Source organism: Cryobacterium arcticum, assembly GCF_001679725.1.
GTDB lineage: Bacteria > Actinomycetota > Actinomycetes > Actinomycetales > Microbacteriaceae > Cryobacterium > Cryobacterium arcticum_A.
Genome location: NZ_CP016282.1, coordinates 2,456,926 through 2,482,293 on the forward strand (window position 1 = coordinate 2,456,926; position 25,368 = coordinate 2,482,293).

19 protein-coding genes and 1 tRNA gene are annotated in these 25,368 nt (G+C 66.9%); 9 read left to right on the top strand and 11 right to left on the bottom strand.

Annotation, left to right across the window (positions count from 1 at the left end; all coding sequences use genetic code 11):
- Positions 1-40: 40 nt before the first annotated feature.
- The gene (locus PA27867_RS11000; RefSeq protein WP_066596311.1) at positions 41-1,363 is read left to right on the top strand and encodes an MFS transporter; all 1,323 of its coding nucleotides are present in this window, start codon (positions 41-43) and stop codon (positions 1,361-1,363) included.
- Positions 1,364-1,419: 56 nt separating this feature from the next.
- On the opposite strand, the gene PA27867_RS11005 is transcribed toward PA27867_RS11000, so the two are convergent.
- Entirely contained in the window at positions 1,420-2,160 is a 741-nt protein-coding gene (locus PA27867_RS11005) for a sirohydrochlorin chelatase (RefSeq protein WP_066596313.1), read from the bottom strand.
- On the bottom strand, positions 2,160-2,561 hold the full coding sequence (gene nirD, locus PA27867_RS11010; protein ID WP_066596315.1) for a nitrite reductase small subunit NirD: 402 nt from the start codon (positions 2,559-2,561) through the stop codon (positions 2,160-2,162). Before nirD ends, PA27867_RS11005 begins: the two co-directional genes overlap by 1 nt.
- 205 nt (positions 2,562-2,766) lie before the next feature.
- Here nirD and nirB point away from each other — a divergent pair, with 205 nt between their 5' ends.
- The gene (gene nirB, locus PA27867_RS11015; protein WP_066596318.1) at positions 2,767-5,418 is read left to right on the top strand and encodes a nitrite reductase large subunit NirB; all 2,652 of its coding nucleotides are present in this window, start codon (positions 2,767-2,769) and stop codon (positions 5,416-5,418) included.
- 3 nt (positions 5,419-5,421) lie between these two features.
- Entirely contained in the window at positions 5,422-6,513 is a 1,092-nt protein-coding gene (gene cobA / locus PA27867_RS11020) for a uroporphyrinogen-III C-methyltransferase (protein WP_066596320.1), read from the top strand.
- Positions 6,514-6,541: 28 nt separating this feature from the next.
- Here cobA and narI read toward each other — a convergent pair whose 3' ends face one another.
- From narI to PA27867_RS11065, 9 genes are all read right to left on the bottom strand, one after another.
- The gene (gene narI / locus PA27867_RS11025) at positions 6,542-7,351 is read right to left on the bottom strand and encodes a respiratory nitrate reductase subunit gamma (RefSeq protein WP_066596322.1); all 810 of its coding nucleotides are present in this window, start codon (positions 7,349-7,351) and stop codon (positions 6,542-6,544) included.
- The gene (gene narJ / locus PA27867_RS11030) at positions 7,348-8,034 is read right to left on the bottom strand and encodes a nitrate reductase molybdenum cofactor assembly chaperone (RefSeq protein WP_066596325.1); all 687 of its coding nucleotides are present in this window, start codon (positions 8,032-8,034) and stop codon (positions 7,348-7,350) included. The genes narI and narJ overlap by 4 nt, the downstream gene beginning before the upstream one ends.
- 2 nt (positions 8,035-8,036) lie before the next feature.
- Positions 8,037-9,701 (bottom strand): nitrate reductase subunit beta, encoded by a 1,665-nt coding sequence (gene narH / locus PA27867_RS11035; protein ID WP_066596327.1) that lies wholly within the window; start codon positions 9,699-9,701, stop codon positions 8,037-8,039.
- On the bottom strand, positions 9,702-13,490 hold the full coding sequence (locus PA27867_RS11040) for a nitrate reductase subunit alpha (protein ID WP_236900915.1): 3,789 nt from the start codon (positions 13,488-13,490) through the stop codon (positions 9,702-9,704).
- A gap of 86 nt (positions 13,491-13,576) precedes the next feature.
- On the bottom strand, positions 13,577-14,245 hold the full coding sequence (locus tag PA27867_RS11045; RefSeq protein ID WP_066596328.1) for a helix-turn-helix transcriptional regulator: 669 nt from the start codon (positions 14,243-14,245) through the stop codon (positions 13,577-13,579).
- Between the two features lie 545 nt (positions 14,246-14,790).
- A complete protein-coding gene (locus PA27867_RS11050) occupies positions 14,791-16,191 on the bottom strand; it encodes an NtaA/DmoA family FMN-dependent monooxygenase (protein ID WP_066596329.1) in 1,401 nt (466 codons plus the stop codon).
- A 60-nt stretch (positions 16,192-16,251) separates the two neighbouring features.
- Positions 16,252-16,325: transfer RNA gene (locus tag PA27867_RS11055), tRNA-Met, on the bottom strand.
- A gap of 169 nt (positions 16,326-16,494) precedes the next feature.
- The gene (locus PA27867_RS11060; protein WP_066596330.1) at positions 16,495-17,562 is read right to left on the bottom strand and encodes an LLM class flavin-dependent oxidoreductase; all 1,068 of its coding nucleotides are present in this window, start codon (positions 17,560-17,562) and stop codon (positions 16,495-16,497) included.
- A 53-nt stretch (positions 17,563-17,615) separates the two neighbouring features.
- A complete protein-coding gene (locus PA27867_RS11065) occupies positions 17,616-19,667 on the bottom strand; it encodes an FAD/NAD(P)-binding protein (protein WP_066596332.1) in 2,052 nt (683 codons plus the stop codon).
- 167 nt (positions 19,668-19,834) lie between these two features.
- Between PA27867_RS11065 and PA27867_RS11070 the strand changes: the two genes are divergently transcribed.
- The 6 genes from PA27867_RS11070 to PA27867_RS11095 all read left to right on the top strand — a co-directional run bounded on the left by PA27867_RS11070 (position 19,835) and on the right by PA27867_RS11095 (position 25,354).
- Positions 19,835-20,965 (top strand): LLM class flavin-dependent oxidoreductase, encoded by a 1,131-nt coding sequence (locus PA27867_RS11070; RefSeq protein WP_066596333.1) that lies wholly within the window; start codon positions 19,835-19,837, stop codon positions 20,963-20,965.
- Positions 20,952-21,578 (top strand): GNAT family N-acetyltransferase, encoded by a 627-nt coding sequence (locus PA27867_RS11075; RefSeq protein WP_236900688.1) that lies wholly within the window; start codon positions 20,952-20,954, stop codon positions 21,576-21,578. Before PA27867_RS11070 ends, PA27867_RS11075 begins: the two co-directional genes overlap by 14 nt.
- Positions 21,579-21,582: 4 nt before the next feature.
- On the top strand, positions 21,583-22,623 hold the full coding sequence (locus PA27867_RS11080; RefSeq protein WP_066596336.1) for an amino acid ABC transporter permease: 1,041 nt from the start codon (positions 21,583-21,585) through the stop codon (positions 22,621-22,623).
- Complete coding sequence (locus PA27867_RS11085) at positions 22,620-23,447, top strand: amino acid ABC transporter ATP-binding protein (RefSeq protein WP_084021019.1); 828 nt, start codon at positions 22,620-22,622, stop codon at positions 23,445-23,447. Before PA27867_RS11080 ends, PA27867_RS11085 begins: the two co-directional genes overlap by 4 nt.
- A 117-nt stretch (positions 23,448-23,564) precedes the next feature.
- Complete coding sequence (locus PA27867_RS11090; RefSeq protein ID WP_066596337.1) at positions 23,565-24,584, top strand: ABC transporter substrate-binding protein; 1,020 nt, start codon at positions 23,565-23,567, stop codon at positions 24,582-24,584.
- A 191-nt stretch (positions 24,585-24,775) separates the two neighbouring features.
- Positions 24,776-25,354, top strand: coding sequence for a flavin reductase family protein (locus tag PA27867_RS11095; protein WP_335582754.1), 579 nt, complete (start codon positions 24,776-24,778; stop codon positions 25,352-25,354).
- Positions 25,355-25,368: the final 14 nt, after the last annotated feature.

Here is a 25,368-nt window from a genome sequence, read left to right on the forward strand (position 1 = left end):
CTGGGCGCGCTTTCACATCCAACGGAAACCAGGAGCTCGCATGTCAGTCGCTTCCACCGCCGCCAGCAGCCGTCTCGAACCGGACCTGTCCAACTGGGACCCGGAGAACGAAGAGACCTGGGATTCCAAGCTCGCCTGGCGAACACTGTGGATCACCACATTCAGCCTCACCCTCGCGTTCGCCTCCTGGTACCTGGTGAGCGCGATCGCGCCTCGGCTCAACGACATCGGCTATTCGCTCTCATCGAGCCAGCTGTACTGGCTGGTGGCGCTGCCCGGCCTGGCAGCCGGACTCCTGCGCCTGGTGTTCATGTTCCTTCCGCCCATCATGGGAACCCGCAATCTGGTGGCGATGTCGTCCGGGCTGCTGATCCTGCCGATGCTCGGTTGGACCCTCGCCGTGCGCGACACGTCGACCCCGTTCTGGATTCTTCTCTGCCTGTCATTTTCGGCCGGCATCGGCGGCGGCGCGTTCTCCGGCCTGATGGCGTCCACCAGCTACTTCTTTCCCAAGCGCCTCGCCGGCACGGCGCTCGGCCTGCAGGCGGGCCTGGGCAACTTCGGTATCGGATTGATCCAACTGCTGCTGCCCTGGGTGGTGGGCTTCGGCCTGCTCGGCACGGCCGCGCTGACCCCGCAGTCGAGTGCCAACGGGGAACTCGTATGGCTGCACAACGGTGGGCTGGTGCTCATCCCCTGGGCCGTGCTCGCCATGGTGCTCTCGATTCTGTACCTGCGCCGGGTGCCGATCACGGCCAATTTCGCCCAGCAGATCGACATCTTCCGGGTCAAGCACACCTGGATCATGACCGCCATCTACCTGATGAGCTTCGGCGCCTACAGCGGCCTGGCTGCCCAGATGGGCCTGATCATCCTCAACGTCTACGGTGACTTCCCGGATGCACCCAACCCGCTGGCGTTCGCATTCATCGGCCCCGTGGTGGGCGCCGCCGTGCGCGCCGCGTGCGGCCCGTTCTGCGACAAATTCGGTGGGGCAATCTTCACCTTCGTCGGCGGCGCCGGCATGGTGGTGGGCACCATCCTCACGTCCTTCTTCCTCACCCCGTCCACTGTCGGCGAGTTCTGGGGCTTCCTCACCGGCATGCTGATCATCTTCTTCTTCGCCGGCCTGGCCAACGGTGGCACTTTCAAGCAGATGCCGATGATCTTCCCCAAGCGTCAGGCCGGCGGCGCCATCGCCTGGACCTCGGCGATCGCGGCGTTCGGTCCGTTCATCGTGGGCATCGCGCTCACGGCGATCAGCCCCACGGCGTTCTTCATCGGTTGCGCCGTGTTCTGCGTCTTCTGCACGGTGTTGGCGTGGGTCTACTACGCGCGTCCCAACGCCCCCTACCCCGGCTAGCGCAACGACGGTCGGCCCGTACCGTGGTGCCACCCGCTCCCCCGCGGGTGGCGGAGTCACCCGGCGGCGGCGCTGATGTAGCGGTCGAGGACGACGCCCACGAGATTGGCGGGAGGTTCCTCACCATCTACGAGGAGGGGCTCGCTGACGATGTCGGCGCCCGCCCGTCGGGCCATGGCCGCGAAAGTGCCAGGGGCGAGGAGGTAGTTGGCGACAACCACACGCGCCCCGGGAAATTCGGAGCGGGAATCGGCGACAGCCTCCGGTAGGCGGGGTTCCGCAGCGGTGATGAAGGCGACCGTGACCGCACGATCCAGCAGCGCCGAGAGCTGCGCACCCGCGGCGTGGCAATCCGCCACGGCGTTCGCGTCGCTGGACCCGGCTGCGGCGAGAATCACCCTGTCCCCGTCGCGGAGACCGCATTCGGCGAGGCGGCGGGCCACAATAGCCGTGATCCGGGTATCGGGTCCGAGGGCGGCCGTCACGGTGACCCGGCGCGGCGCGGCGTCTGCCACGGCGTTCGCGAGGTCGAATCGCACGTGGTAGCCGGCGGAGATCAGGAGCGGCACGATGACCGTGTCTCGCCCGGGCTCGGCTTCGGCGAGGCACTGCGGCACATCCGGCTGCTGCACGTCAACGAATCCGCCCACCACCAGGGTCTCGGGTCTCGCGGCGGCCAGTTCGCGAGTCGCCGCGGAAACCAGCTGGAGCACGGCGCGCTGAGCGACGGGGTCTCGGGAGCCGTGCGAGGCGAGCAGAAGGAGCGGGGTGACCCGCACAGCCGATTCGGCAGCCATCAGGCTGCGGCGTGCGCCGGCGCTTCCGAAACGAGACGCACCCGCACCCGCACGGAGCCAGCCTCGACACTGGTCTCGAACGTGCGCAGGCTCAGGTCGGGCGAGTTGAGGCATTCCCCGGTAGCGAGGTCGTACACCTGCTTGTGCAGCGGTGAGGTCAGCGTCACCCGATCGCCGCGCGACCCGACGATGCCCCGGCACATCACGTACGAGCCCGTGGCGGGGTCCTCGTTGGAGACGGCGTACACGGTTCCGTCGGGCATCCGCACCAGGGCGAGCTGCTCGCCGTCGACGATCGCGGCTTCTGCCCACAGCGGTTCGAGCTGAGAGAGCGCGCAGACCTCTACCCAGCCGGCGCCGGCCTCGGTGCTCAGCGTGGTCGTGTCGTGTGTGGTGAACATGATGCCCTTCGATTCCGGCGCCGGGCCGGTGGATGCGTGCGGCGCCCCTTCAGGTTACCCACGCACCAGGCGCCTGGCTCGGGACCTACGACCCTTATATGGCGCGCGCGCGTATGACTTACTGGAGAGACGCCATGAGGTCGGCCTGGTGGCGGGTTTACGCCATCGGGGTTCCGCGGCCTGATCCACTCCGAGAGGTGCCGCGATGACACTGAACACCCCCCAGCAATCCCGCCGCGTGCTCGTGATCGGCGGCGGCCCCGCCGCCCACCGGTTCGCCGAGGCGATGGATGCCCGCGCCCGCGCCGCCGGCGACGGCGTTCGCCCGATCGACGTCACCGTCATCGGCGAAGAGGTGCACCTCCCCTACGACCGGGTCTCCCTCTCACACCGACTCGGCGGCCCCGAAGACCTCACGCTGGGCGAGCCGGCCTTCTGGCAGTCCGAGCACGTGCACTACCGTGGCGGCAGCCGCGTCACCGCCGTCGACCCCGCGGCCCAGACCGTGACCCTCGACGCCGGCGACGTGCTCGGCTACGACGACCTGGTCTTCGCCACCGGGTCCAGCGCGTTCGTGCCGCCGGTGCCCGGCGCCGACAGCGGTGTGGTATATCGCACCATCGAAGACGTGGACTTCCTGGTCAGTGAGACCGCCCGCCTGAAGGCGAAGTTCGGCCGACCCGCTAACGTCACCGTGATCGGCGGTGGGCTGCTCGGCCTCGAGGCCGCCGGCGGCGTGCAGCGTCTCGGCGCGAACACCACCATCGTGGACGGCGCCACCTGGCTGATGCCCACGCAGCTGGACCAGGGTGCCGGAATGGCCCTCGGCCGTCTCATCGACGCGCAGGGCATCCAGCTGGAACTGGGCCACCGCCCGACCGAGATCCTCGTCGCCGAGACCGGGCAGGTTCTCGGCCTCACCCTCGACGACGATCGCCAGATCAACGCCGACCTGATCGTCTGGTCCATCGGCATCCGTGCCCGCGACGAACTGGCCCGCGCGGCAGGCCTGGAAATCGGCCCGCGCGGCGGCATCGTGATCGGTGACGACTGCGCCAGCTCGGTGCCCGGCATCTGGGCGATCGGCGAGGTCGCCAGCGTCGATGGGCGCTGCATCGGCCTGGTCGCACCGGCCAACGCCATGGCCGAGGTCGTCGCCGACCGCCTGAACGGCGGCGAAGCCGTGTTCCCCGGCATCGACGACGCCACCAAACTCAAGCTCTCCGGAGTGGAGGTGGCCAGCTTCGGTGACGCCTTCGGCACCGGTGAGCGCGCCCTCGAGGTGGTCTACGCCGACCCCGCCCGCGGCCTGTACCAAAAGGTCGTCGTCTCCCACGATGCCAAGACGCTGCTCGGCGGCATCTTCGTCGGTGACGCGTCACCGTATCTGTCACTGCGCCCGCTGCTCGGTCGGGAACTGCCCACCGAACCCGGCGCGTACCTCTCCGCGTCCGGCGCCGAACTCCCCTCCAGCTCGGACATGCCCGATGACGCCCAGCTCTGTTCCTGCAACGACGTCTCCTTCGGAACCGTGCGCGCCGCCATCCGCGGTGACCACGGCGACCCCGTCACCGAGCTCGGCGCCCTCAAGGCCTGCACCCGGGCCGGCACCCAGTGCGGCTCGTGCGTGCCGCTGCTCAAGAAGGTGCTCGAAACCGAGCTGCTCGCCGCGGGCCTCGAGATCTCGAAGGCACTCTGCGAGCACATCTCGATCAGCCGCAGCGAACTGTTCGAGTCGGTGCGAGTGCTACAGCTGAGCTCGTTCGACCAGATCATGGAACGCTTCGGCACCGGCCTCGGCTGCGACGTCTGCAAGCCCACCATCGCCTCCATCCTGGCGTCGCAGTCCTCCGCCTACATCCTGGATGCCGGCCGGGGCGGGCTGCAGGACACCAACGACCGGGCCCTCGGCAACATGCAGAAGGACGGCAGCTACTCGGTGGTGCCCCGCATCCCCGCCGGTGAGATCACCCCGGAAAAGCTCATCGTGATCGGCCAGGTCGCCGCCGAATTCAACCTGTACACCAAGATCACCGGCGCCCAGCGCATCGGCCTCTTCGGTGCCCGGCTCGACCAACTGCCCGACATCTGGCGCGCCCTCGTGGACGCCGGCTTCGAATCCGGGCAGGCCTACGGCAAGAGCCTGCGCACCGCGAAGTCGTGCATCGGGTCGACCTGGTGCCGCTTCGGCGTGCAGGACTCCGTGGCCCTGGCCATCATGCTGGAGAACCGCTACCGCGGGCTGCGCTCGCCGCACAAGTTCAAGATCGGTGTCTCCGGCTGCGCCCGCGAGTGCGCCGAAGCCCGCGGCAAGGACATCGGCGTGATCGCCACCGAACTCGGCTGGAACCTCTACGTCGGCGGCAACGGCGGCTTCCAGCCGGTGCACGCCGTGCTGCTGGCCAAGGACCTCGACGAGGCCACCCTGGTGCAATACATCGACCGCTACCTGATGTACTACATCCGCACCGCCGACCGTGTGCAGCGCACCGCTCGCTGGCAGGAAGACCTCGAGGGCGGCATCGATCACGTGCACGACGTGGTCGTGAACGACTCCCTGGGCATCGCCGCCGACCTCGAGGCAGCCATGGCCGCCCACGTCGACGTGTACGAAGACGAGTGGGCGGCCACGCTGGCCGACCCGGAGCGGCTGCGCCGTTTCCGTCCGTTCGTCAACTCCGATGCACCCGACCCGTCTCTCCTGCAGGTCATCGAGCGCGACCAGCCGCGCCCGGCCCGGCCGGACGAGCGTGACCACGCGACCATTGCCGGGTCGATCCGGCGCACCGGCCGCCGTATTCCGGTGAGCATCGACGGCGTCGACCTTTCCCGCATTCCGTCGACCGGCGCGGAGTAGCCCGTGGACCTCGGTCTCGATTACACGGGCAAGCGAGTGCTCGTGGTGGGCGGCGCCCAGGCGGCCCGGCGCGTTCTCGCGCGCTACCTGGCCTCGGGCGCACACGTCTACCACCTGACCGGGCCCGGCCCCGTGTTGGTGGGGCGCCCCGTATCCGGGGTCAGCACCCCCGCTTTTCCCCGGTCCACGGGTGCGTGGAACGCGCTCATCGCCGCCGTTGACCTGGTAGCCGTCGTGCAGGCCTCGCCGGACATCGATGCCCACATCGTCGCGGCATGCGCCCGGCACCGCACCTGGCTCACCCGGGAGGCCGCCGCGTCGACCGCACCGGTCGGGTCGGTCACTCTCGTCGGCGGCGGCCCCGGCCTCGAGAGCCTGCTCACGGTCGGCGCCATGACCGCTCTGCACACCGCCGACGTTGTCTTCTATGACCGGCTTGGTCCCACCGACCGGCTCGCCCGGTGGGCTCCGGGGGCAGAACTCGTCGACGTCGGCAAAGCACCGGGGCACCACGCGATCCCGCAACGTGACGCCGAACGGATGATGGTGTCCGCCGCCCTTGCCGGGCGCACCGTTGTGCGGCTCAAGGGCGGTGACCCGTTCGTGTTCGGCCGGGGCGGCGAAGAAGTGCTCGCCTGCCGTGCCGCCGGCGTGCCGGTGAGCGTGATCTCTGGAGTGACGAGCGCCATCGCCGTGCCCGGGGCCGCCGGTATCCCGGTGACGCATCGCGAGGTCAGCCGGTCCTTCACCGTGATCTCCGGACATGCCCCGATCACCGACACGGAACTGACGCATCTCATCGGCCTGGACGGCACAATCGTGGTCCTGATGGGCATCGGTACCCTGTTGCAGATGATCGCCGGGCTGAACCGGCTCGGCATGCGGGCCGACATGCCCGTGGCCATCGTGGAGCGCGGCTTCGCGCACGACCAGCGCTCGACCTTCGGCCGACTCGACACCATAACCGCGCTCGCGACCGGTGCCGGCGTGCGCTCCCCCGCCGTCGTGGTGATCGGCGAGGTCGTCGCCCTGGCCGCTCGCGGCGATGCCGACGCGTCCGACCTCCTGTATGAGGCGTCGGAGCTGGCCGGCTGAGAAGCTCGACCAGCTCCGCGCCGGGCGGCTAGCGGCGGATGTTCGTGCGGGAACGGGACGGCCGGGCGGGCTCATCGGCGCGTGGAGAGACGCGCACATTGGGCAGCTCGGCCTTTTCCCAGCCGCGCTTGACTGTGCGGGCGCCGGAGCCCTTGTGGGTGTCGCGGGAGCGGTAGATCACATAGGGGCGCCAGATGTAGCCGATCGGCGCCGAGAACACGTGTACCAGCCGGGTGAACGGCCAGAGCAGGAACAGCGCGGTGGCGGTGAGGACGTGCAGCTGGAAGAAGAACGGCACATCGCTCATCAGCTCCGGCTGCGGCTGGAAGCCCCAGAGGCTACGGATCCAGGGTGAGATCGAACCGCGGTAGTCGTAGCCGGCGCCGAGCACCTGGTGCAGAACGGTGGCGGTGGTGCCGAACAGGATGGTGCCGCCGAGGAAGATGTACATCACCTTGTCCATGACCGTGGTGGCCAGGTGTACCCGGGTGACCAGACGCCGGCGAATGATCAGGATGATCAGACCGGCGATGGTCAGTACCGCCGCGATACTGCCCATCCACGTTGCACCGAGGTGGTAGATGTGCTCGGTGACGCCGAAGAATTCCAGCCAGGGCTTGGGGATGAACAGGCCCACCACGTGGCCACCGATCACCATGAGCATGCCGTAGTGGAACATCGGCGACCCCCAGCGCAGGAGCCGGTTCTCGTACGTCTGGCTGGAACGGGAGGTCCAACCGAACTGGTCGAACCGGTAGCGCAGGATGTGGCCGACCACGAAAGTGGCGGCGGCGATGTAGGGGAACGCCACCCACAGCAGATAGTCGAGCGGGGTCATACCCTTACGTCCTCACTGGATCCGCCGTCGGCGGAGAATGGTTTGAGATTGCCGAGGAACGTCATGCCGACGGTCTCGGTGGGGGGACCTTCGTTGACGAGGTCGAGGTAACGCTGGCGGGTGGCATCGTCGATCGGCGGCAGCGACAGGCAGACGGCCTCGACGAGATGCATGTAGGGGCTGTTGACCTTTTCGAGAGCCGCACGCAGCACCTCGATGCCGTCCCGGTGCGCCGAGAGCAGCTCGCCGGCGATAGGCGAATCCGAGAGGGCCGAAAACTCGAGCACCATCGGCAGGTAGTCGGGCAGTTCGTCGGCCGCGACCTCCCAGCCGGCAGCCCGGTAGGCCTCGACGAAGCGCACCAGGGCCATTCCACGGCGACGTGTGTCGCCGGCGGCGTAGTAGCTCAGGTACGGACAGCACTTGCGTTTGAGGTCAAAGGTAGCGGTGAAGTGCACCTCCAGCTCCTGCTGGTTCATCTCCCCCGCGGCGTCGAGGAAGGCGCCGAAGGCGGCCCGCAGGCCATCCGGGAGCTTCTCGACCGACGTGGCCACGGCCGAGAACCGGCCGCGGCGCGCCTCGTCGGGGTAGTCCATCAGCAAGGATGCCGCCATGTGCGCGATGCGGCGGTCGCCGTCGCCGAGAGTGAGCGCCGTCACCCGCCGGGGCGCGAGCTTGGGCATTCTCACGCTGTGGCCTCTGGGTTCTTCTTGGGCGGGAACATTCCCTGAGGCACGGCGCCGCCGGTCCAGTTGAGCAAGTTGACCCGACCCGGCGTGGTGGGCTTGGTCTTCTCACCGCCGCGGCCGGTCATCTCGTTGTAGTTCGAGACGGTTCCGGCCAGCGGCATGCCCGGCTCCTGGCCGAACGGTCCAGTATTCTGGCCAGGACCGCCCATGCCGGGGCCACCGTCGGTATCGAGCGAGCAGGCGAGCTCGTCGAGTTCGCGGGCGGTTTCCACGTGAGCCTTGGGAATGACGTAGCGGTCCTCGTACTTGGCGATCGCGAGGAGCCGGTACATGGCTTCCATCGTTTCTCCCGTCATGCCCACGGCCTTCGGAATACGCTCGTCTGCTGGCTTGCCGAGGTTGATGTCGCGCATGTAGGAGCGCATGGCGGCGAGCTTCTTCAGCGACGCCTCCACGGGGCGCACGTCGCCGGCCGAGAACAGCCCGGCCAGGTACTCGACCGGGATGCGCAGGCGGTCGATCGCGGCGAAAAGAGTGCGGGCATCCTCGCTGTCGGCCTGGGTGGTGGAAACCACGTCGACGACCGGCGAGAGCGGCGGGATGTACCAGACCATGGGCATGGTGCGGTATTCGGGGTGCAGCGGCAGCGCGATCTTGTACTCGGAGATCATCTTGTAGATCGGGCTGTTCTGCGCGGCGAGAATCCAGTCGTCCTCCATGCCCTCGGCCTTGGCCGCCGCGATGACCTCGGGGTCGAACGGGTCGAGGAAGCAGGCGCGCTGGGCGTCGAGGAGGTCGTGCTCGTTCTCGACCGAGGCCTGCGCAAGCACGGCATCGGCGTCATAGAGCATCAGACCGAGGTAGCGCAGACGGCCCACGCAGGTTTCGGAGCAGATGGTGGGCTTGCCCTGTTCGATCAGGGGGTAGCAGAGCGTGCACTTCTCGGCCTTGCCGGTCTTGTGATTGAAGTACACCTTCTTGTAGGGGCACGCCGAGACGCACATGCGCCAGCCGCGGCAGCCGTCCTCGTCGACGAGCACGATGCCGTCTTCCTCGCGCTTGTACATAGCGCCGGAGGGGCAGGCCGCGACACAGGCGGGGTTGAGGCAGTGCTCGCAGATGCGCGGCAGGTAGAACATGAAGGTGTTCTCGAACTCCATCTTCACGTGCTCGCTCATAGTGGCGAGGATGGGGTCGTCAGCGGCGGTCTCCTGCGAGCCACCGAGGTTGTCATCCCAGTTGCCCGACCACTTGATGTCCATGTTCTTGCCGGTCAGCAAGGACTTGGGCCGGGCGACCGGGCTCTGCGTGCCGGCCGGAGCGGTGGTGAGCATGTCGTAGTCGTAGGTCCACGGCTCGTAGTAGTCGTCGATCACGGGCAGGTCGGGGTTGTCGAAGATGTGCAGGAGCTTGCTCAGCCGACCGCCGGCACGCAGTTTCAGCCGGCCGCGCTTGTTGCGCACCCAGCCGCCCTTCCACTTCTCCTGGTCTTCGTACTGGCGCGGGTAGCCCACGCCGGGCTTGGTCTCCACGTTGTTGAACCAGGCGTACTCGACGCCGGTGCGGTTGGTCCAGACCTGCTTGCAGGTGACTGAACAGGTGTGACACCCGATGCATTTGTCGAGATTCATGATCATCGACATTTGAGCCATTACGCGCATTTAGTACTCAACCTCCTGGCTGCGTCGACGAATCACGGTGACCTCGTCGCGTTGGTTCCCGGTCGGGCCGAGGTAGTTGAAAGCGAACGACAGCTGGGCGTAGCCGCCGATCAGGTGAGAAGGTTTGAGCAGGATGCGGGTGAGCGAGTTGTTGGTGCCACCGCGCATTCCGCTGGTCTCGGCGACGGGCACGTTGATGGTGCGGTCCTTCGCGTGATACATGTACACCGTGCCCTCCGGCATCCGGTGCGAGACGATAGCGCGGGCCACGACCACACCGTTGCGGTTGTAGGACTCGATCCACTCGTTGTCGCGAACGCCGATCTTGTCGGCATCCTGCGGGGACATCCAGATGGTGGGACCGCCGCGGGACAGCGAGAGCATCAGCAGGTTGTCCTGGTACTCGGAGTGGATCGACCACTTGGAGTGCGGCGTGAGGTATCGCACGGCCACCTCGGCGCGACCTTTGGAGCCGGGGGCTCCGGTGGCGGCGGTGGAGCCGACGATGGAGTCCTCGAACAGGCGGTGCATGTCCAGCGGCGGCCGGTAGATCGGCAACTGCTCGCCGAGCTCCACCATCCAGTCGTGGTCGAGGTAGAAGTGTTGCCGCCCGGTGAGGGTGTGCCACGGTTTGAGGTGTTCAACGTTGATCGTGAAGGCACTGTAGCGGCGGCCGCCGTGCTCACTACCCGACCACTCCGGGGAGGTGAGCACCGGCACCGGCGCGCCCTGCACGTCCGGGTAGGAGAACCGACGACCCTCGTTGTCGCTGGCCAGGTGCGCCAGCTTCACACCGGTGCGCTTCTCCATGTCGCGGAAGCCCTGGGTACCGAGCCGCCCGTTTGTGGTTCCCGAGAGGGCCAGCACCATTTCACAGGCCTGAATGGCCGTTTTCAGCTGCGGCCGGCCCGCGGTGGGGCCGCTGGCGATGAGGCCGTTCTTCTGGCCGAGGTAGGCCACCTCCACGTCGGGATTGAACTTGACGCCCTTGGTGACCATACCGAGCTTCTCCGTGAGCGGACCCAGCGAGCCGAGCCTCTCGTAGAAGGCCGGGTAGTCACGTTCGACCACCACGAGCTTGGGCATGGTGACACCGGGCACCAACGGCAGGTTGTCTTCGACGATGCCGTGCGGGCTCGACATCGCATCCGGTGTGTCGTGCAGCAGCGGGATTGCGACGAGGTCTTTGCGAACGCCGAGGTGCTCCACCGACATCTGGGAGATCTTCTCCGCCAGGATGTGGAAGATGTCGAAGTCGGTCTTGGACTGGAACGGCGGGTCGATGGCCGGGTTGAACGAGTGGATGAACGGGTGCATGTCGGTGGTGGACAGGTCGTTCTTCTCGTACCAGGTTGCCGGCGGCAGCACGACGTCGCTGTAGATTGTGGTCGACGTCATGCGGAAGTCGCTGGTGACCATCAGGTCGAGCTTGCCCTCTGGGGCGGACTCGTGCCATTTCATGGTCTTCGGGCGCTTCTCCGGCGGCGACTCCGGCGCCCGCACCGCACTCTTGGTACCGAGCAGGTGCTTGAGGAAGTACTCGTTGCCCTTGCCCGAGGAGCCGATGATATTGGCCCGCCAGACGACCATGACGCGCGGGAAGTTCTCCGGCGCATCCGGGTCTTCGATGGCGTACTCGAGGCTGCCGTCGCCCAGGGAGTCGACGACGTACTGGGCTGGTTCGACTCCGGCCGCCGCGGCGTCGTCGACGAGGTCGAGTGAGTTGCGGTTGAAGGTCGGGTAGCCGGGCATCCAGCCGCGCTTGGTGGATTCGACCAGGCAGTCGGCCGTGGTGCGGTCCTTGAAGACGCCGGAGCCGAGCGGGCTGGAAAGGGTGTCGGCGGACAGGCCGTCGTAGCGCCACTGGTCGGTGGCGAGGTAGAAGAATCCGGTGCCGATCATTTGACGCGGGGGCCGCACCCAGTCCAGGCCGAATGCGTACTGGCCGTAGCCGGTGAGCGGGCGCACCTTCTCCTGGCCCACGTAGTGAGCCCAACCGCCGCCGTTGACCCCCTGGCAACCGGTCATGGTGGTCAGCGCCAGAAAGGCGCGGTAGATGGTGTCGGAGTGGAACCAGTGGTTGGTGCCGGCTCCCATCAGAATCATCGAGCGACCGTCGGAGTCCTCGGCGTTCTGCGCGAACTCGCGGCCGATGCGTTCGGCGGCCTGGCGTGGCACCGAGGTGATGCTCTCCTGCCAGGCGGGGGTGCCGGGCGAGGTGGCGTCGTCGTAGCCGGTGGGCCAGTAGCCGGGCAGGTTCAGTTCGTCCCGGCTCACCCCGTACTGGGCGAGCAGCAGGTCGAACACGGTGGTGACCAGCTGGCCGGCCACCATTCGTACGGGCACGCCGCGGCGCACGATGCCGGCGCCGCCGGCGTGCTGTTCACCGATTTCGTCGGTCTCCGGAGCCACGTCGAAGCGGGGCATGTCGATGGCGACGGATGCCCGGTCGTAGTCGGGTGCATCCGCGATCGAGAGCAGCGGGTCGACGTCCTCAAGGTCGAGGTTCCACTTGCCGGCATCGGTTTCGCTGAATCGATGACCGATGGAGCCGTTGGGCACCACTGCCTGGCCGTTCTGGTCGAGCATCACTGTCTTGAAAGCAGCGCTGGCAACTGTCGTGGCCAGGCCGGGCAGGGCATCCGCGGTGAGGAATTTGCCGGCCACGTAGGCGTCGCCGCGCGGGGTGAGGCTGATCAGGTACGCGGAGTCGCTGTAGCGCTTCATGTAGTCGACAAAGCGGGTGGTGCGGCGGTCGACCAGGAATTCCTTGAGCACGACGTGGCCCATCGCGATGGCGAGGGCGCCGTCGGTGCCGGGGTGTACGGCGAGCCATTCGTCCGCGAACTTGGAGTTGTCGGCGTAGTCGGGCGAGACGGTGATGACCTTTTGGCCCTTGTAGCGGGCCTCGACCATGAAGTGCGCATCGGGAGTACGGGTGACGGGCACGTTCGAGCCCCACATGATCAGATAGCTGGAGTTCCACCAGTCGGCCGATTCGGGCACATCCGTCTGGTCGCCGAAGACCTGCGGGCTGGCGACGGGCAGGTCGGCGTACCAGTCGTAGAACGAGAGCATGGTGCCGCCGAGCATGGAGATGAACCGGTTGCCGACACCCTGCGAGACGATCGACATGGCCGGGATCGGCGAGAAGCCGGCGATGCGGTCCGGTCCATACTTCTTGATGGTGTGCACGTGCGCGGCGGCGACGATCTCGGATGCTTCATCCCAGCTGGCGCGCACGAGGCCGCCCTGGCCACGGGCGCTCTTGTATGCCTTGGCGCTCTCGGGGTTGTCGGTGACCTCGGCCCAGGCGAGCACCGGGTCACCGGTGCGGGCCTTGGCCGCGCGGTACAGCTCGAGCAGCACTCCGCGCACGTACGGGTAGCGCACCCGTGTGGGCGAGTACGTGTACCAGCTGAACGCGGCGCCGCGCGGGCAGCCGCGCGGCTCGTACTCGGGCGAGTCCGGGCCCACCGAGGGATAGTCGGTCTGCTGGGTCTCCCAGGTGATGATGCCGTCCTTGACGTACACCTTCCAGGAGCAGGAACCCGTGCAGTTCACGCCGTGGGTGGAGCGGACTTCCTTGTCGTGGGTCCAGCGGTCACGGTAGAACGAGTCGGCGTCGCGGCCGCCCTCGAGAAAGACCGAACGAAGGTCTGGCGAGGTCTCACCACGGCGAAGGAACCGACCGAAGTTGAGGATCGTGTCGGTAAGGGGGCCGTCGGTGCCGGGCTTGACGGCCCGAGCGCTGGCCTGACCAGACCTCGCGAAGATGGAGTTCTTCAGTGATTTCACGGTGATCCCCTTGCGCTGCGGGAGTCACCACGGTCAGTGACACCCTCGGGGGCAAGCCTGACCGTTGCCGAAAATCGCTACAACCGCGAAACACCGTGAATAATCGGCTGCGGGCCCAGGACCGGGGCTCTCGCCGGCTCCAGCACCCGAACGAGCAAGTCAAGGGTGCAGGTGTCCGGGCCGACCAACGGATGCATCCGCTCGGCCTCGAGCGGGCCGTCCGTCTGTTCGAGGAGTGTCTGGATCAGACCGTAGTGCACCGCACAGACCTCGGGGTGAAGCTTCACCATCTCGCTGTATGGGCAGTCGTGGAGATGCACGTGGGTGCCGTCAGGGTCGTGGTCGGAGTCGAAGCCGCTCTGGTCGAGATGGTCGTCGAGCGCGTCGATCTGGTTCTGACGAGGCGTGCTGGTAACGGCCTCGAGGGGCAGGAGCTTGCGCACCAGCTCGCCCCGGCGGTGTGCGGCTTCCGCCTTGGCGGCCCGCACAGAACCGGGCTCGATGGCGCGGGCGGCCGCGCTGTACAGCGTTCGGGGCCGACCCTTGGTGTCGCGGTTTTCGGGCTGGCAGGTGATGAAGCCGTCATCGACCAGTCGTTGCAGGTGCTCCCTGGCGGTGTTCGGGTGCAGCCCGGCGGCCTCGGCGAGGTCGGTCACGGTCATGGTGCCGCGGCGCTGAAGGTGCCAGAGCAGGGTGATCCTGCTGATGGAGGCGAGCGTTCTGTAGCTCGTGGCGGCGCGGGGCATCTGGCCAGTATGCGCTTTCTCCGCACCGGGTGGTACCCCGCCGGTCCGGCGGCGTGTCTCAGGGACCGCCACAAGCACGACCTGAAGGTCATTTCACCGACCGTCTTTCGCTCTCGTTTCCCTGGCCTCTGGCGTCCAGGGATACCAAACCGTCCCCAATCCGTACATCACGAGAAGCTACGCGAGCTTCGACGCCACGACTCAGAGTCAAAATGCTTCTCATCGGGGCTTCGGCGGATATTGAGTGTGAAGGAATTTGTTGTCTACAACAACGCCGTGACGAGATACTCTGCCGAAAATGTCATTACGCAAACAAGAAAACCCCCGCTTTACCGGGGGTTTCTACTGCTGGGGTACCTGGACTCGAACCAAGAACAAATGATAGCGATCTCGGCCGAGTCACTCCCCCGCAACTGGGGCGGAATCCCGCGGATTTCCGCGGTCTTCATGGGATTAAGTGTACGCGCTGGCACGGAGTAGTACGGGCTGATTCTGGTCACGGCTTGGAGTATTTGGTGCGTTTCTGGTCACATCAGGAAGGTCAATCACGCGCCATCGGGATTGCGTGTCGCAGCCAGATTCGCACCACCGCGGTAGCGTGTGGCGGGATGCGGATGCTCGAGACGGCCAGGGCCCCCAAAGAGGCGCTCGCGCAGGGTCTCCCCCTCAACGTACGCCTCACGGAGGCGCCCACGGCGGCGGAGCTCAGGTACGACGAGTTCGATGAAGTCTTGGGCCGTTCCGAAGGAATGGTACTGGCGCAGGTTGATGCCATCGATGCCGACCTCGTCGAGCCAGGACTCGATGGCGTCCGCCACTGCCGCCGGGGTGCCGGAGACGAAGAACAGCTCGTCCCAGGACTCTTTGATGTTGGCTAGGAAATCACCGACGGTCTGATCGAGCGGCAGGTAGGCCGCGCCGGGCGCATCCTGTTTGCCCTCGGCCAGCAAGGCCTCGCGCACCGTGGTTTCTCGTGGGTGCGCGGTGGGGTCGAATGGCAGGCTCGCGTGGGCGAGCCGGCCTTCTACACTCGCCAGATCCCGATAGGCCCGCAGTTTATCTGCGGCCTCTTCTTCGGTGCGGCCCACAACGATGCCGGCCTGCACTATGAACTTGATATCGTCCGCGGACCGACCGTTCGCAACGACGGCATCCCGCATCGCCTGAATACCGGTAAGCACCTTGTCGTAGGTGGGACCTCCCGTGAAGACGACTTCAGCATGCCTGCCGGCGAAGTCGATTCCGGCCTGTGACGCCGTGGCCTGGAACAACACCGGAGTCCTCTGTCGTGAGGGCTCGGACAGGTGCGGTCCGGCCACGGTGAAGTGCGCCCCCACGTGGTTGATGTAGCGCACCTTCGTGGGATCTGAATAGACGTTGTTCTCGGCGTCCCGGATGACCGCGTCGTCGTCCCAGGAACCTTCCCACAGCTTGTAGAGCACGTCGAGGTATTCATCGGCGATCTCGTAACGCAGGTCGTGTGGAATCTCCCCGTCCAGCCCGAAGTTGCGGGCCGCGTTGGGCAGGTAGGAGGTGACGATGTTCCAGCCGACCCTGCCCTTGGTGAGGTGGTCCAAGGTGCTCATACGCCGGGCAAACGCGAAGGGAGGCTCGTAGCTGGTGGAGAATGTCACTCCGAAGCCGAGGTGCTTCGTCACGGCGGCCATGGCGGGGATGACAAGCAGTGGATCGTTGCTGGGAATCTGCAGCCCCTCACGCAGTGCCGTTTCCGTGCCACTGCGGAAGACGTCGTATGCGCCGATCACATCGGCCAGGAAGACGGCGTCGAAACCTCCCGCCTCCAGCATCGTGGCGAGTTCGGTCCAGTAGTCGATGTCGTTGAACCGGTGCCGGTTGTTGTCGGGTAGGCGCCACAGCCCGTGGGTGATGTGGCTCACCGTGTTCATTTCAAAAAGGTTGAGGATCAGCCGTTTGGGGGTGGTCATCCCAGCAGCCTAGGTGCAGTCGGGCCGTCGCAGTCTCCATGAGACGTGCCGCGATAGTCGACGCGACGGCAGGATTCGAACCTGCGAATACCGGAATATGAAACCGGTCCCTTCGGCCGCTTGGGTACGCCGCGATGTCTTCCACGCTAGCCGCGGCCGTACCCATCTGGTGCTTACGTGTCAGGCCCTGACGAAAGATAACGAACTGTGTCGTCCGGTCCGGACAGGCGACCGCGGCACGATCGCAATCGCGCCCCGATTATCCCGTGGGCAGAGAGCATTCCAAGAAGGCGGCCTCAGCCGTTACTGGCGACTCACGGGCTTCCAGCCGAGGGCGGGTGCGATCTCGGTGGCGACCACCGTGAGGATGTGCTTGACCACCTCGAACGGATGGTCGAACGGCAACGCGATGATGAGCTCGTCGGACTCGGCCAGGGCTACATCCGCCGCCAGGAACCGCACGATCTCTTCGGGGGATCCTGCCGGGACTCGGCCGAACTGTGCGCGAAGGTTACCCAAGGACACCGCCCCGGTCGTCTCCTGAGCGGCTTGGCGTTCCTCGTCCCTGGCGATGAGCCAGCCGTAGTCTTCACGGTCCCGGTCGCGGGTGATCGGCAGCACCTGGCGGCTGACCGCGGCGTATGAGGGCCGGTCCGTGACGGCGGCGTGGGCTTCGCGATAACCCCTGATGGCGTCCCGCTGAGCCTCCTCGAAGCTCAGCCCCTCGCCGCTTTCGGTCTGCAATGTTGAGAGCTGCAACCGCAGTCCGCGCGAGCCGGTGCGAATGGCGCTGGACCTACTGCCGGAGCCGTAATACACGCGGTCCCGCAGGGTGGGGCTGTGCGGCAACACGGTCAGCGGTGTGCCTTCGGGTGCGATCTGGAACTCCGCGTCGGCGATCGCGATGGTCTCCCCCTCGACCGCTCGGAAGAACTTCGTCAATTCGGTGTCCACGACGCTCTGCAGGTCACCGTCGATCGGACCGTAAACCCCGCTATAGATCGAGTCCTGCCCGGCGTAACCGGAGCTGAGCCCCAGCTCGAGACGCCCGTTGGTGAGCAGGTCCACGGTCGCGGCGTCCTCGGCGAGTCGGGCGGCGTTCTCGAAGCGCAAGGGGATCACGGCGGTGCCGAGGTGGATATTCTTCGTGCGCGCCCCGGCGGCCGTGAGGAACGGGAGCGGGGACGACAGGTAGTTCTGCAGGTGCCGGTGCCGCACCCATCCGGTGTCGTAACCGAGTTCGTCGGCCAGCTCGAACAACTCCAGACCATCGTTGAGTCCCTGCGAGAACGGACCGCGAGGCCCCTGCCCCACGGCGCCGTGTTCAACGAAGGCCAAGAATCCGAGGCGGAACGGGATGGTCGTACTCATGGCGGTGCTGCCTTCCGGTGTTCGATCAATGGGGTCCTGCGACGGCGACACGGTCACGCGTCGACTCTAGCCGGAGCGTTCAGGGCGGCGAGTGCACGCAATAGCGCGCGGGCCACCTTGTCGTTTTCGCGGAACGAGATCGCGTTGGTGCGCGGGCGGGAGAACGCCCCGACGAACGGGGAATTCGTGTACGGGCCGATCGCGAAGCGGCGCTCGTGCAGGCCGCCGCCGGCATCCACCACCCGGGTGTCTTGCTGGCGCACCAGCAACCGGCCGGTGCTTCCGACGTAGTCGCCGTCGGCCACCACGTGCTCCAGCCCGCCGCCGGAGGCGATCAGGGCGCGCAACAGCTCGTTGTCGCTGCGGGAGACGCTGGTGTCGGGCAGCCGCGCATCCACGAGTGCCGCGGCGGTTACTACCCGGTCCACGTTGGCGCTTCCGGCGCGGAAGAGCCCGGTCGTTTCATCGGCCGTCACCCAGAGATCGCCGCCGAGAAACTCGACCACTCCGGCCTCTGACAGCGCGATCAACTCCTCCAGCCGGTGCCCGGGAGGCCCGCTGGCGATGAAGCTGAAGTAGCCCAACCACCAGCCGTGGATGTCCCTCACCCGGGACCTGGCGCTCCACTTGGGCGAGTCGATGATGTCCGACAGCGTGAACAGGCTGGTCAGCAGCGCCACGAACAGGCCCAGGGTGGCGGAGTGCTCCGGCAGGGTGCGCACGTCGAGGTCGGCGCGGATGTGCTGCCGCAGCGCCTGCTGCAGCTCCTCGGCCGAACCGAAGCGCAGGCCGTGCAGCGGCCGGTCGAACTCGGGCAAAAACAGCCGGTCCACGGGATCAGGCACCGCCTCGGCGACCAGGGCGCGAAAACGGGTGATGTCTAGCTCGATATCGGGCGCATCCGCGCCGAAGTCGACCAGCGGATGGCTGGACCGGCGCGCATCGGCCGACACATGGCTGCCGGCCGCGATTGGCAGGGCGCGCGGGTCGATCGCGGCGAACCGGTCGGCGAATTCGGCCCAGGGCAGGCTCACCCGCTCGGGGTGGCCGGTGAACAGCTCCCGGTAGTACCCCCACAGGCTTTCCTGGGCGATCAGCGGCCAGACCTGGGCGGTGAAGTCCAAGCTCTCGCTCTCGTTTTCCAACCGGGCCGCGGCGGCCGTGGTGAAGAACCGTGGCACCGGTCGGTCGCCCACCAGGGTGGAGCTGATCTTTGACCGGTACGGCACCCCGCGGCGGGAGCCGAGGAACAGGCGCGGCTCGCTGCCGCTGGGCAGGTAGACCAGCCGACCGGTGTCGTCGCGGTCGAACCGGCCGCCGCGACCCTCGGTCAGCAGCACGGTGAGGTCGACGGCGGCGAGGCCGAAACCACGCACGATCACCTTCTCACCGGGCGTGATGGCCGACAGGTTGGCATCCGCGGTGAACGTCGGCGGCAGGTAGACCAGCTCGTTTCGGTCGGCGAAGCCGGCCAGCGCCGAGTGTTCGGGTGCGGGCTGGGAGCCGTTGTGGCCGAGGGAAAAGAGCACGAGGTGTGCCACGATCGAGCTGCCGTCGTCGAGAAGCACCAGCTGGTCACCGCCGGGGAGGTCGTCCACCCGGGCCGCGCGGGCGGGGTGCACCTGAACCGTCACGGAGTCGGCCAGGTCGTCGACGGCGGTGCGGAAGAACCAGTCCAGGTAGAGGCTCTGAAGCCGACGGGTGGGAAAGCTGGATCCGGTCAGCACAGCGATCTCCGCGGCGAGCGCCGCGTCCACTGGGGCGAGCTCGATGGTGCCGGCACGCACCTGGTCGACCCAGTCGATCAGCGATGGGCCCGGCCGCACTGGGCCGTCGATCACCGAGGTCTCGTCGGTGTACATGGTCACGTCGGCAGCCATCGAGTTGAGCTTGAGCAGCGGTGACTGGTCGAACCGCCAGATCCTTCCGGGGCCGGCGGGGAACGGGTCGATGAAATGGAGAAGGAGTGACCGGTCGGTGGGCCATTCGGTGCCGAGATTGGCAGCCAGGCGTTCGAGCACGCCGGCACCGCGGGGCCCGGCGCCGATCACGGCGATTGACAGGGGTGTTTCGGCGGAATCTGGGGCGGTCTGCGCGCTGCTCATGACACAACATTCCCCGGTTCGCCCACAAACGGGGCCGAATATGACCCGCCATGACGCCGTGACGAATTGTGAAGCGAATCGATTGCCGGTCCCCGGCAGAGCCACCTACGTTCGGCTGAAGCGCCAGACCGGCACCGGAGAGACCCCGCAGAGAAAGGACGCACACCATGCCCATCGAATTCCTCGGCATCGCAGCACTCAACAACGGCAGTGAGAGCCAACCGCGCAGCGGTTCCAGTTTCGATCTGGACTACACGCTGCGCCTGGCCCGAGCGCACGAAGACAACGGCTGGGACCGGGTGCTCTTCGCCTATCACTCCGGCTCCCCCGACCCCGCGTCGGTCGCGGCGCTCGTCGCCGCCCGGCTCGACACCCTCAAGATTCTCCTGGCGCACCGTCCCAACGTCTCCTACCCCACCTACGCCGCGAAGGTGGTCGCCACCCTCGACCAGATCAGTGCCGGCCGGGTCAACCTGCACGTCATCACCGGCGGGTCCACCGCCGACCAGGCCGCCGAAGGCGACCACCTCAGCAAGGACGAACGCTACGCCCGCACCGGCGAGTACATCCGCATTCTCAAGCAGGCGTGGACAAGCACCGAAAGATTCAGCTTCGCCGGCAGCCATTACCGGTTCGAGGATTTCGTCAGCGACATCTTCCCCGCGCAGAGTCCCCGCCCGCAGGTCTCCTTCGGCGGTTCCTCCCCCGCCGCCTATGGCATCGGCGCCGCCGAAGCCGACATTTTCGCACTCTGGGGTGAACCGCTGGCCGACACCGCCGAGCAGATTCAGACCATCACGGATGCCGCCCTCGCGTCCGGCCGCACCGAGCGTCCTCGCATCCAGGTGGCGTTCCGTCCCATCATCGCCGCCACCGAGGCCCTCGCCTGGCAGAAGGCCGAGGACATCCTGGGCAGGATCGAACAAAGAGTCGCCTCGACGGCTACCCCCGCCGAGGCCCTGGCCCTGGCTTCGCCGGAGAACGCCGGCTCGCAGCGGCTGCTTCGGATCGCCGAGCAGGGTGACCGGTTCGACAAGGCGCTCTGGACCAAGGCCGGCAAGGCCGCCGGCGGCCGGGGCAACTCCAACGCCCTCGTCGGCACACCCGAGCAGGTCGCCGAAGCGCTGCTGGACTACATCGATCTCGGCGTGGACATCATCTCGGCGCGCGGCTACGACTACGTCGACGACACCATCGACTTCGGCCGCTATGTCATCCCGCTGGTGCGCGCCGAGGTCGCCAAGCGCGACGCGGCTGCCGCTGCCGCTACCAAGGAGGCCCCCCGTGACGCTGCTTGACCGGGGCGATACCGCCACCACCGACGACACATTCGTCTACGTCGGCGCGAACGATCCTCTCGCCCAGCCCGTGCTCACCGAACTGGCCCGGGAGTACGACGAGCGCTATGGCAGCTTCTTCGGCGAGAGCGCCTCTGTAGAGATCCACCGGTACCCGGCCGAGCTCTTCGCCGCACCATCCGGCGCCTTCGTCGTGCTGCTCAGAGATGGCGTGCCGATCGCCGGCGGTGCGTTCAAACGGTTCGATGAGCGCACCTCAGAGCTCAAGCGGATCTGGACCTCGGCTGAGCACCGCCGCCAGGGCCTGGCCCGGCGGGTGGTCGCCGAACTAGAGGATGAATCCCGCCGCCGCGGCTACGACCGGGTATTTCTCACCACCGGGCCGCGACAGCCCGAGGCCAAGGAGCTCTACCTGCGCACGGGCTACACACCGTTGTTCGATCCGTCCAAAAGCCCGGAGGAGGTCATCATCCACGCGTTCGCGAAGAGCCTGGAGTCCTCTCCGCTCGACGTACCCGGCATCACGGCCGCCCACGAGGCGGCGTTGGCCGAACACCGGGCCGCCGACCCCGGATTCGCGATCCCCACAGTCTCCCCGATCGAAAGCGACTGAAACCATGACCGACACCGTGCAACAGGCACCTCCCGCCGTGGTCAACCGTGGCAGCCACCGCGCCGACATCGACTACAGCGCCCTCAAGGTCGTGCACACCCGGCACTACGTGCGCTGGATCTTCGGCGCCCTCGTGCTGTTCGTCGTGCTGCAGTTCCTCTGGAGCCTGGCGACGAACGACCGCTACGGCTGGGACATCGTGGCGAAGTACTTCTTCGCACCGGCCATCCTCCGCGGCCTGGGCCTGACCCTGGCGCTGACCGCCGTGGCCGGCTCGATCGGGTTCCTCCTCGGCACCCTGCTGGCCCTGGCTCGACTGTCGAAGTCGCCCATCCTTAACTCGGTCTCTTGGTCGTTCATCTGGTTCTTCAGGTCGGTGCCACTGCTCGTGCAGGTACTCATCTGGTACAACCTGGGCTACCTCTACCCCCAGCTGGGCCTGGGCATCCCGTTCACCGACACCTACCTGCTCGGCTTTGACACCATCACCTTGATCAGCCAATTCGCGGCCGCCGTGCTCGGGCTGTCGCTCCACCAGGCGGCGTACTCCGCTGAGATCATCCGCGGCGGCATCCTCTCCGTCGACCAGGGCCAGCTCGAAGCCGCCGCAGCGCTGGGACTCCCCCGGCACACCAGGGTGCTGCGCATCATCCTGCCCCAGGCGGCCCGGTCGATCCTGCCCAACGCCTTCAACGAGATCATCGGGCTACTCAAGGGCACCTCGATCGTGTCGGTCATCGCGCTGGGCGAGCTGTTCTACGTGGCCCAGGTGATCTACAACCGCAACCAGCAGGTCATCCCGCTGCTGCTCGTTGCCGTGATCTGGTACATCGTGCTCACCACGGTGCTCAGCATCGGCCAGTTCTACGTGGAGCGGCACTTCGCCCGCGGAGCCGAACGGGTGCTGCCGCCCACCCCGGTCCAGAAGGCCAAGCGCTGGGTGGCCGACCAGTGGGCCCGGCTCGACGACAACGACACCCCCACCGCCCCCACACCGTCCGTCGGTACCGGTATCGACGCCAAATCCGAGAGCTTCCGACTATGAGCGCATCCACCCAGACCGCAGCCACCGGCACCGCAGCCACCGGCACGACGCCGGATGCCAGCACCCGGGGCCTGGTCGAGATCCGGGGCGTCTCCAAGAGCTACTCCGGCCACGAGGTGCTGCACGACGTGAACCTCACGGTGCAGCCGGGCGAAGTTGTGGCGATCCTGGGCCCATCCGGTTCGGGCAAGTCCACTCTGCTGCGCACCATCAACCACCTCGAGAGCGTCGACCGTGGCTGGGTCACGGTCGACGGGCAGCTCATCGGTTACGAACAACGCGGCGAGCGGCTCTTCGAGTTGAAGGAAAAAGAGATCCTCAAACGCCGCACCCAGGTGGGCGTCGTATTCCAGAACTTCAACCTCTTCCCGCACCTCACGGCCGCGGAGAACATCGCCGAAGCCCCGGTCGCCCTCAAACGGGTCAGCAAGTCCGACGGTCGGGAACTGGCCCTCGGGCTGCTGGCCAGGGTAGGCCTCGGCGACAAGGCCGACGCGTACCCGCGTCAGCTCTCCGGCGGGCAGCAGCAGCGGGTCGCGATCGCCAGGGCGCTGGCCCTGGCCCCCAAGGTGCTCCTGTTCGACGAACCCACCTCGGCGCTCGACCCCGAGCTGGTCGGCGAAGTGCTCGACGTCATCCGTGACCTCGCCACCCTCGGCACGACCCTCATCATCGTTACCCACGAGATCGGATTCGCCCGCGAGGTCGCCGACCGCATCGTCTTCATCGACGGCGGGCAGGTGCTCGAAACCGGTACACCCGCGCAGGTCTTCGGTTCGCCGACCCACCCGCGCACCAAGGAATTCCTGGGCAAGGTCCTCTGACCTCCCGGCCACAGCTTGCCCGACGATACCTCGCCGGGCAGAACGCAACGCTCGCCACCCCGGCGAACGTTCATCCCACACAGCGACACCCACAGCACCCGAAAGAGGTTCATCACCATGGCAATCAAGAAGAAGACAGCTGTCCTGATCGGCGGAGTCGCGGCCGTCGCGCTCATCGCCGGTGGAATCACCGCGGCCGTCCTGAGCGGCAACAGCGCTGCGGAAGCCACCCCCGCCGACAGCACGTCGGAAAGCACCGCGGCGGCCGGCGCCGGCGACACCGTCGAATTCAACCTCGGCCCTGACCAGGACCGCATCCGTCTCGACGAGGTGCCCGAGGCCGTCGCCGCCATCAAGGCCAGCGGGTTCGAGCCCATCGAGACCGGCAAGCTCACCGTCGTGGTGAGCCCCTACGTCGCCCCGCTCGGCCTCTACGCCGACGACGACACCACCCTGATCGGCAACGAGACCGATATCGCCCAGCTCATCGCCGATGGCCTGGGCCTCGAGCTCAACCTGCAGCCGGCCGCGTGGGCCGACTGGCCGCTGGGTATCCAGTCGGGCAAGTATGACCTCATCACCTCGAACGTCACCGTCACCGAGGAGCGCAAGGACCTCTACGACTTTGCCAGCTATCGCGAGGACCTGCTCGGTTTCTACGTGAAGTCGGACTCCGAGATCGACTCCATCGAGGAAGCGGAGGATGTCGCGGGCCTCAAGATCATCGTGGGCTCCGGCACCAACCAGGAGAAGATCTTGCAGGCGTGGGATGCGGAAAACATCGCCGCCGGACTCGACCCTGTGGAGTACCAGTACTTCGACGACACTGCAGCGGCGAACCTGGCGCTGCAGTCCGGACGGGCCGACGCGAACTTCGGACCGAACGCGACCGCCGCATACGCCGCCGCCCAGACCGGTGAGACAAAGCTCGTCGGCACGTTCAATGGCGGTTACCCGGCTCACGCGAACATCGCTGCCGGCACCCTCAAGGGCAACGGCCTGATCGAGGGCGTCAACCTGGTGCTCAACGCCGCGATCGACGGCGGCGAGTACGGCGAGGTCCTGGCCCGGTGGGGTTTGACCAGCGAAGCCGTGACCAAGGCAGAGGTCAACCCGCCCGGCCTGCCGCGCGAATAGCTCCCGGCGTCGCAGCTGGTGAGAACGGCGAAGGCCGGGTCGGGGACACTCCCGCCCCGGCCTTCCCGTCATCCCGCCGGTATTCCCCCACCGTCACATTCCGCAATCACTGTCACATTCCGCAACTCTCCCGACCACAATCGTGGTGTGGCGAGACGATGGAATCCCGATCCAGAAACCGAACGGACCCCGTGAGCACTCAGAAACTCGCTTTCCCTGACAGCACGACAGACACCGAGGTGAGCCCGGCCGTCGAGCCGTTCGGCGGCCTCAGCGCCGCCGACTTCAAACTCGCATTCCGAAACCACCCCGCCGGCGTTGCGGTCATCACTGCCGACGCCGGCGACGGTCCCGTTGGCCTCACCGCGACCTCGGTCTTCTCGGTGAGCGCGGAACCACCCCTGTTGGTCTTCTCGCTTTCCGACCTGTCATCGAGTGCGCCCACCATCAACCGTGCGGACACCGTCGTGGTGCACCTGCTCGGTTCCGATCAGCTGAGGATCGCCCAGCTCTGCGCCACGAGCGGCATCGATCGCTTCGCTGACACGACGCTCTGGGACCGGCTGGACACGGGCGAACCGTATTTCCCGGGCGCTCACGCGTGGATCCGGGGGCGGGTGATCAACCGGATGTCCGCCGGCAGTTCTACTGTGGTCGCCGTACACGCCCTGGACGCCGAGATCACCGAAGATGCCGCGGCATCCGCCCCGCTCGTCTACCACAATCGCAGCTGGCACCACCTGGGCGAGCACTCAACCATCACCACCTGACCACAAACCCGCCA

What these genes read in the sequence shown, in the direction of transcription:
- PA27867_RS11000 (WP_066596311.1), top strand. Translation starts at nt 41, where the DNA reads ATGTCAGTCGCTTCCACCGCCGCCAGCAGCCGTCTCGAACCGGACCTG.
- PA27867_RS11090 (WP_066596337.1), top strand. Translation starts at nt 23,565, where the DNA reads ATGGCAATCAAGAAGAAGACAGCTGTCCTGATCGGCGGAGTCGCGGCC.
- narJ (WP_066596325.1), bottom strand. Translation starts at nt 8,034, where the DNA reads ATGCCCAAGCTCGCGCCCCGGCGGGTGACGGCGCTCACTCTCGGCGAC.
- PA27867_RS11045 (WP_066596328.1), bottom strand. Translation starts at nt 14,245, where the DNA reads ATGCCCCGCGCCGCCACGAGCTACAGAACGCTCGCCTCCATCAGCAGG.
- PA27867_RS11070 (WP_066596333.1), top strand. Translation starts at nt 19,835, where the DNA reads ATGCCCATCGAATTCCTCGGCATCGCAGCACTCAACAACGGCAGTGAG.
- PA27867_RS11080 (WP_066596336.1), top strand. Translation starts at nt 21,583, where the DNA reads ATGACCGACACCGTGCAACAGGCACCTCCCGCCGTGGTCAACCGTGGC.
- narI (WP_066596322.1), bottom strand. Translation starts at nt 7,351, where the DNA reads ATGACCCCGCTCGACTATCTGCTGTGGGTGGCGTTCCCCTACATCGCC.
- PA27867_RS11065 (WP_066596332.1), bottom strand. Translation starts at nt 19,667, where the DNA reads ATGAGCAGCGCGCAGACCGCCCCAGATTCCGCCGAAACACCCCTGTCA.
- PA27867_RS11050 (WP_066596329.1), bottom strand. Translation starts at nt 16,191, where the DNA reads ATGACCACCCCCAAACGGCTGATCCTCAACCTTTTTGAAATGAACACG.
- PA27867_RS11060 (WP_066596330.1), bottom strand. Translation starts at nt 17,562, where the DNA reads ATGAGTACGACCATCCCGTTCCGCCTCGGATTCTTGGCCTTCGTTGAA.
- PA27867_RS11085 (WP_084021019.1), top strand. Translation starts at nt 22,620, where the DNA reads ATGAGCGCATCCACCCAGACCGCAGCCACCGGCACCGCAGCCACCGGC.
- narH (WP_066596327.1), bottom strand. Translation starts at nt 9,701, where the DNA reads ATGCGCGTAATGGCTCAAATGTCGATGATCATGAATCTCGACAAATGC.
- PA27867_RS11005 (WP_066596313.1), bottom strand. Translation starts at nt 2,160, where the DNA reads ATGGCTGCCGAATCGGCTGTGCGGGTCACCCCGCTCCTTCTGCTCGCC.
- nirB (WP_066596318.1), top strand. Translation starts at nt 2,767, where the DNA reads ATGACACTGAACACCCCCCAGCAATCCCGCCGCGTGCTCGTGATCGGC.
- nirD (WP_066596315.1), bottom strand. Translation starts at nt 2,561, where the DNA reads ATGTTCACCACACACGACACGACCACGCTGAGCACCGAGGCCGGCGCC.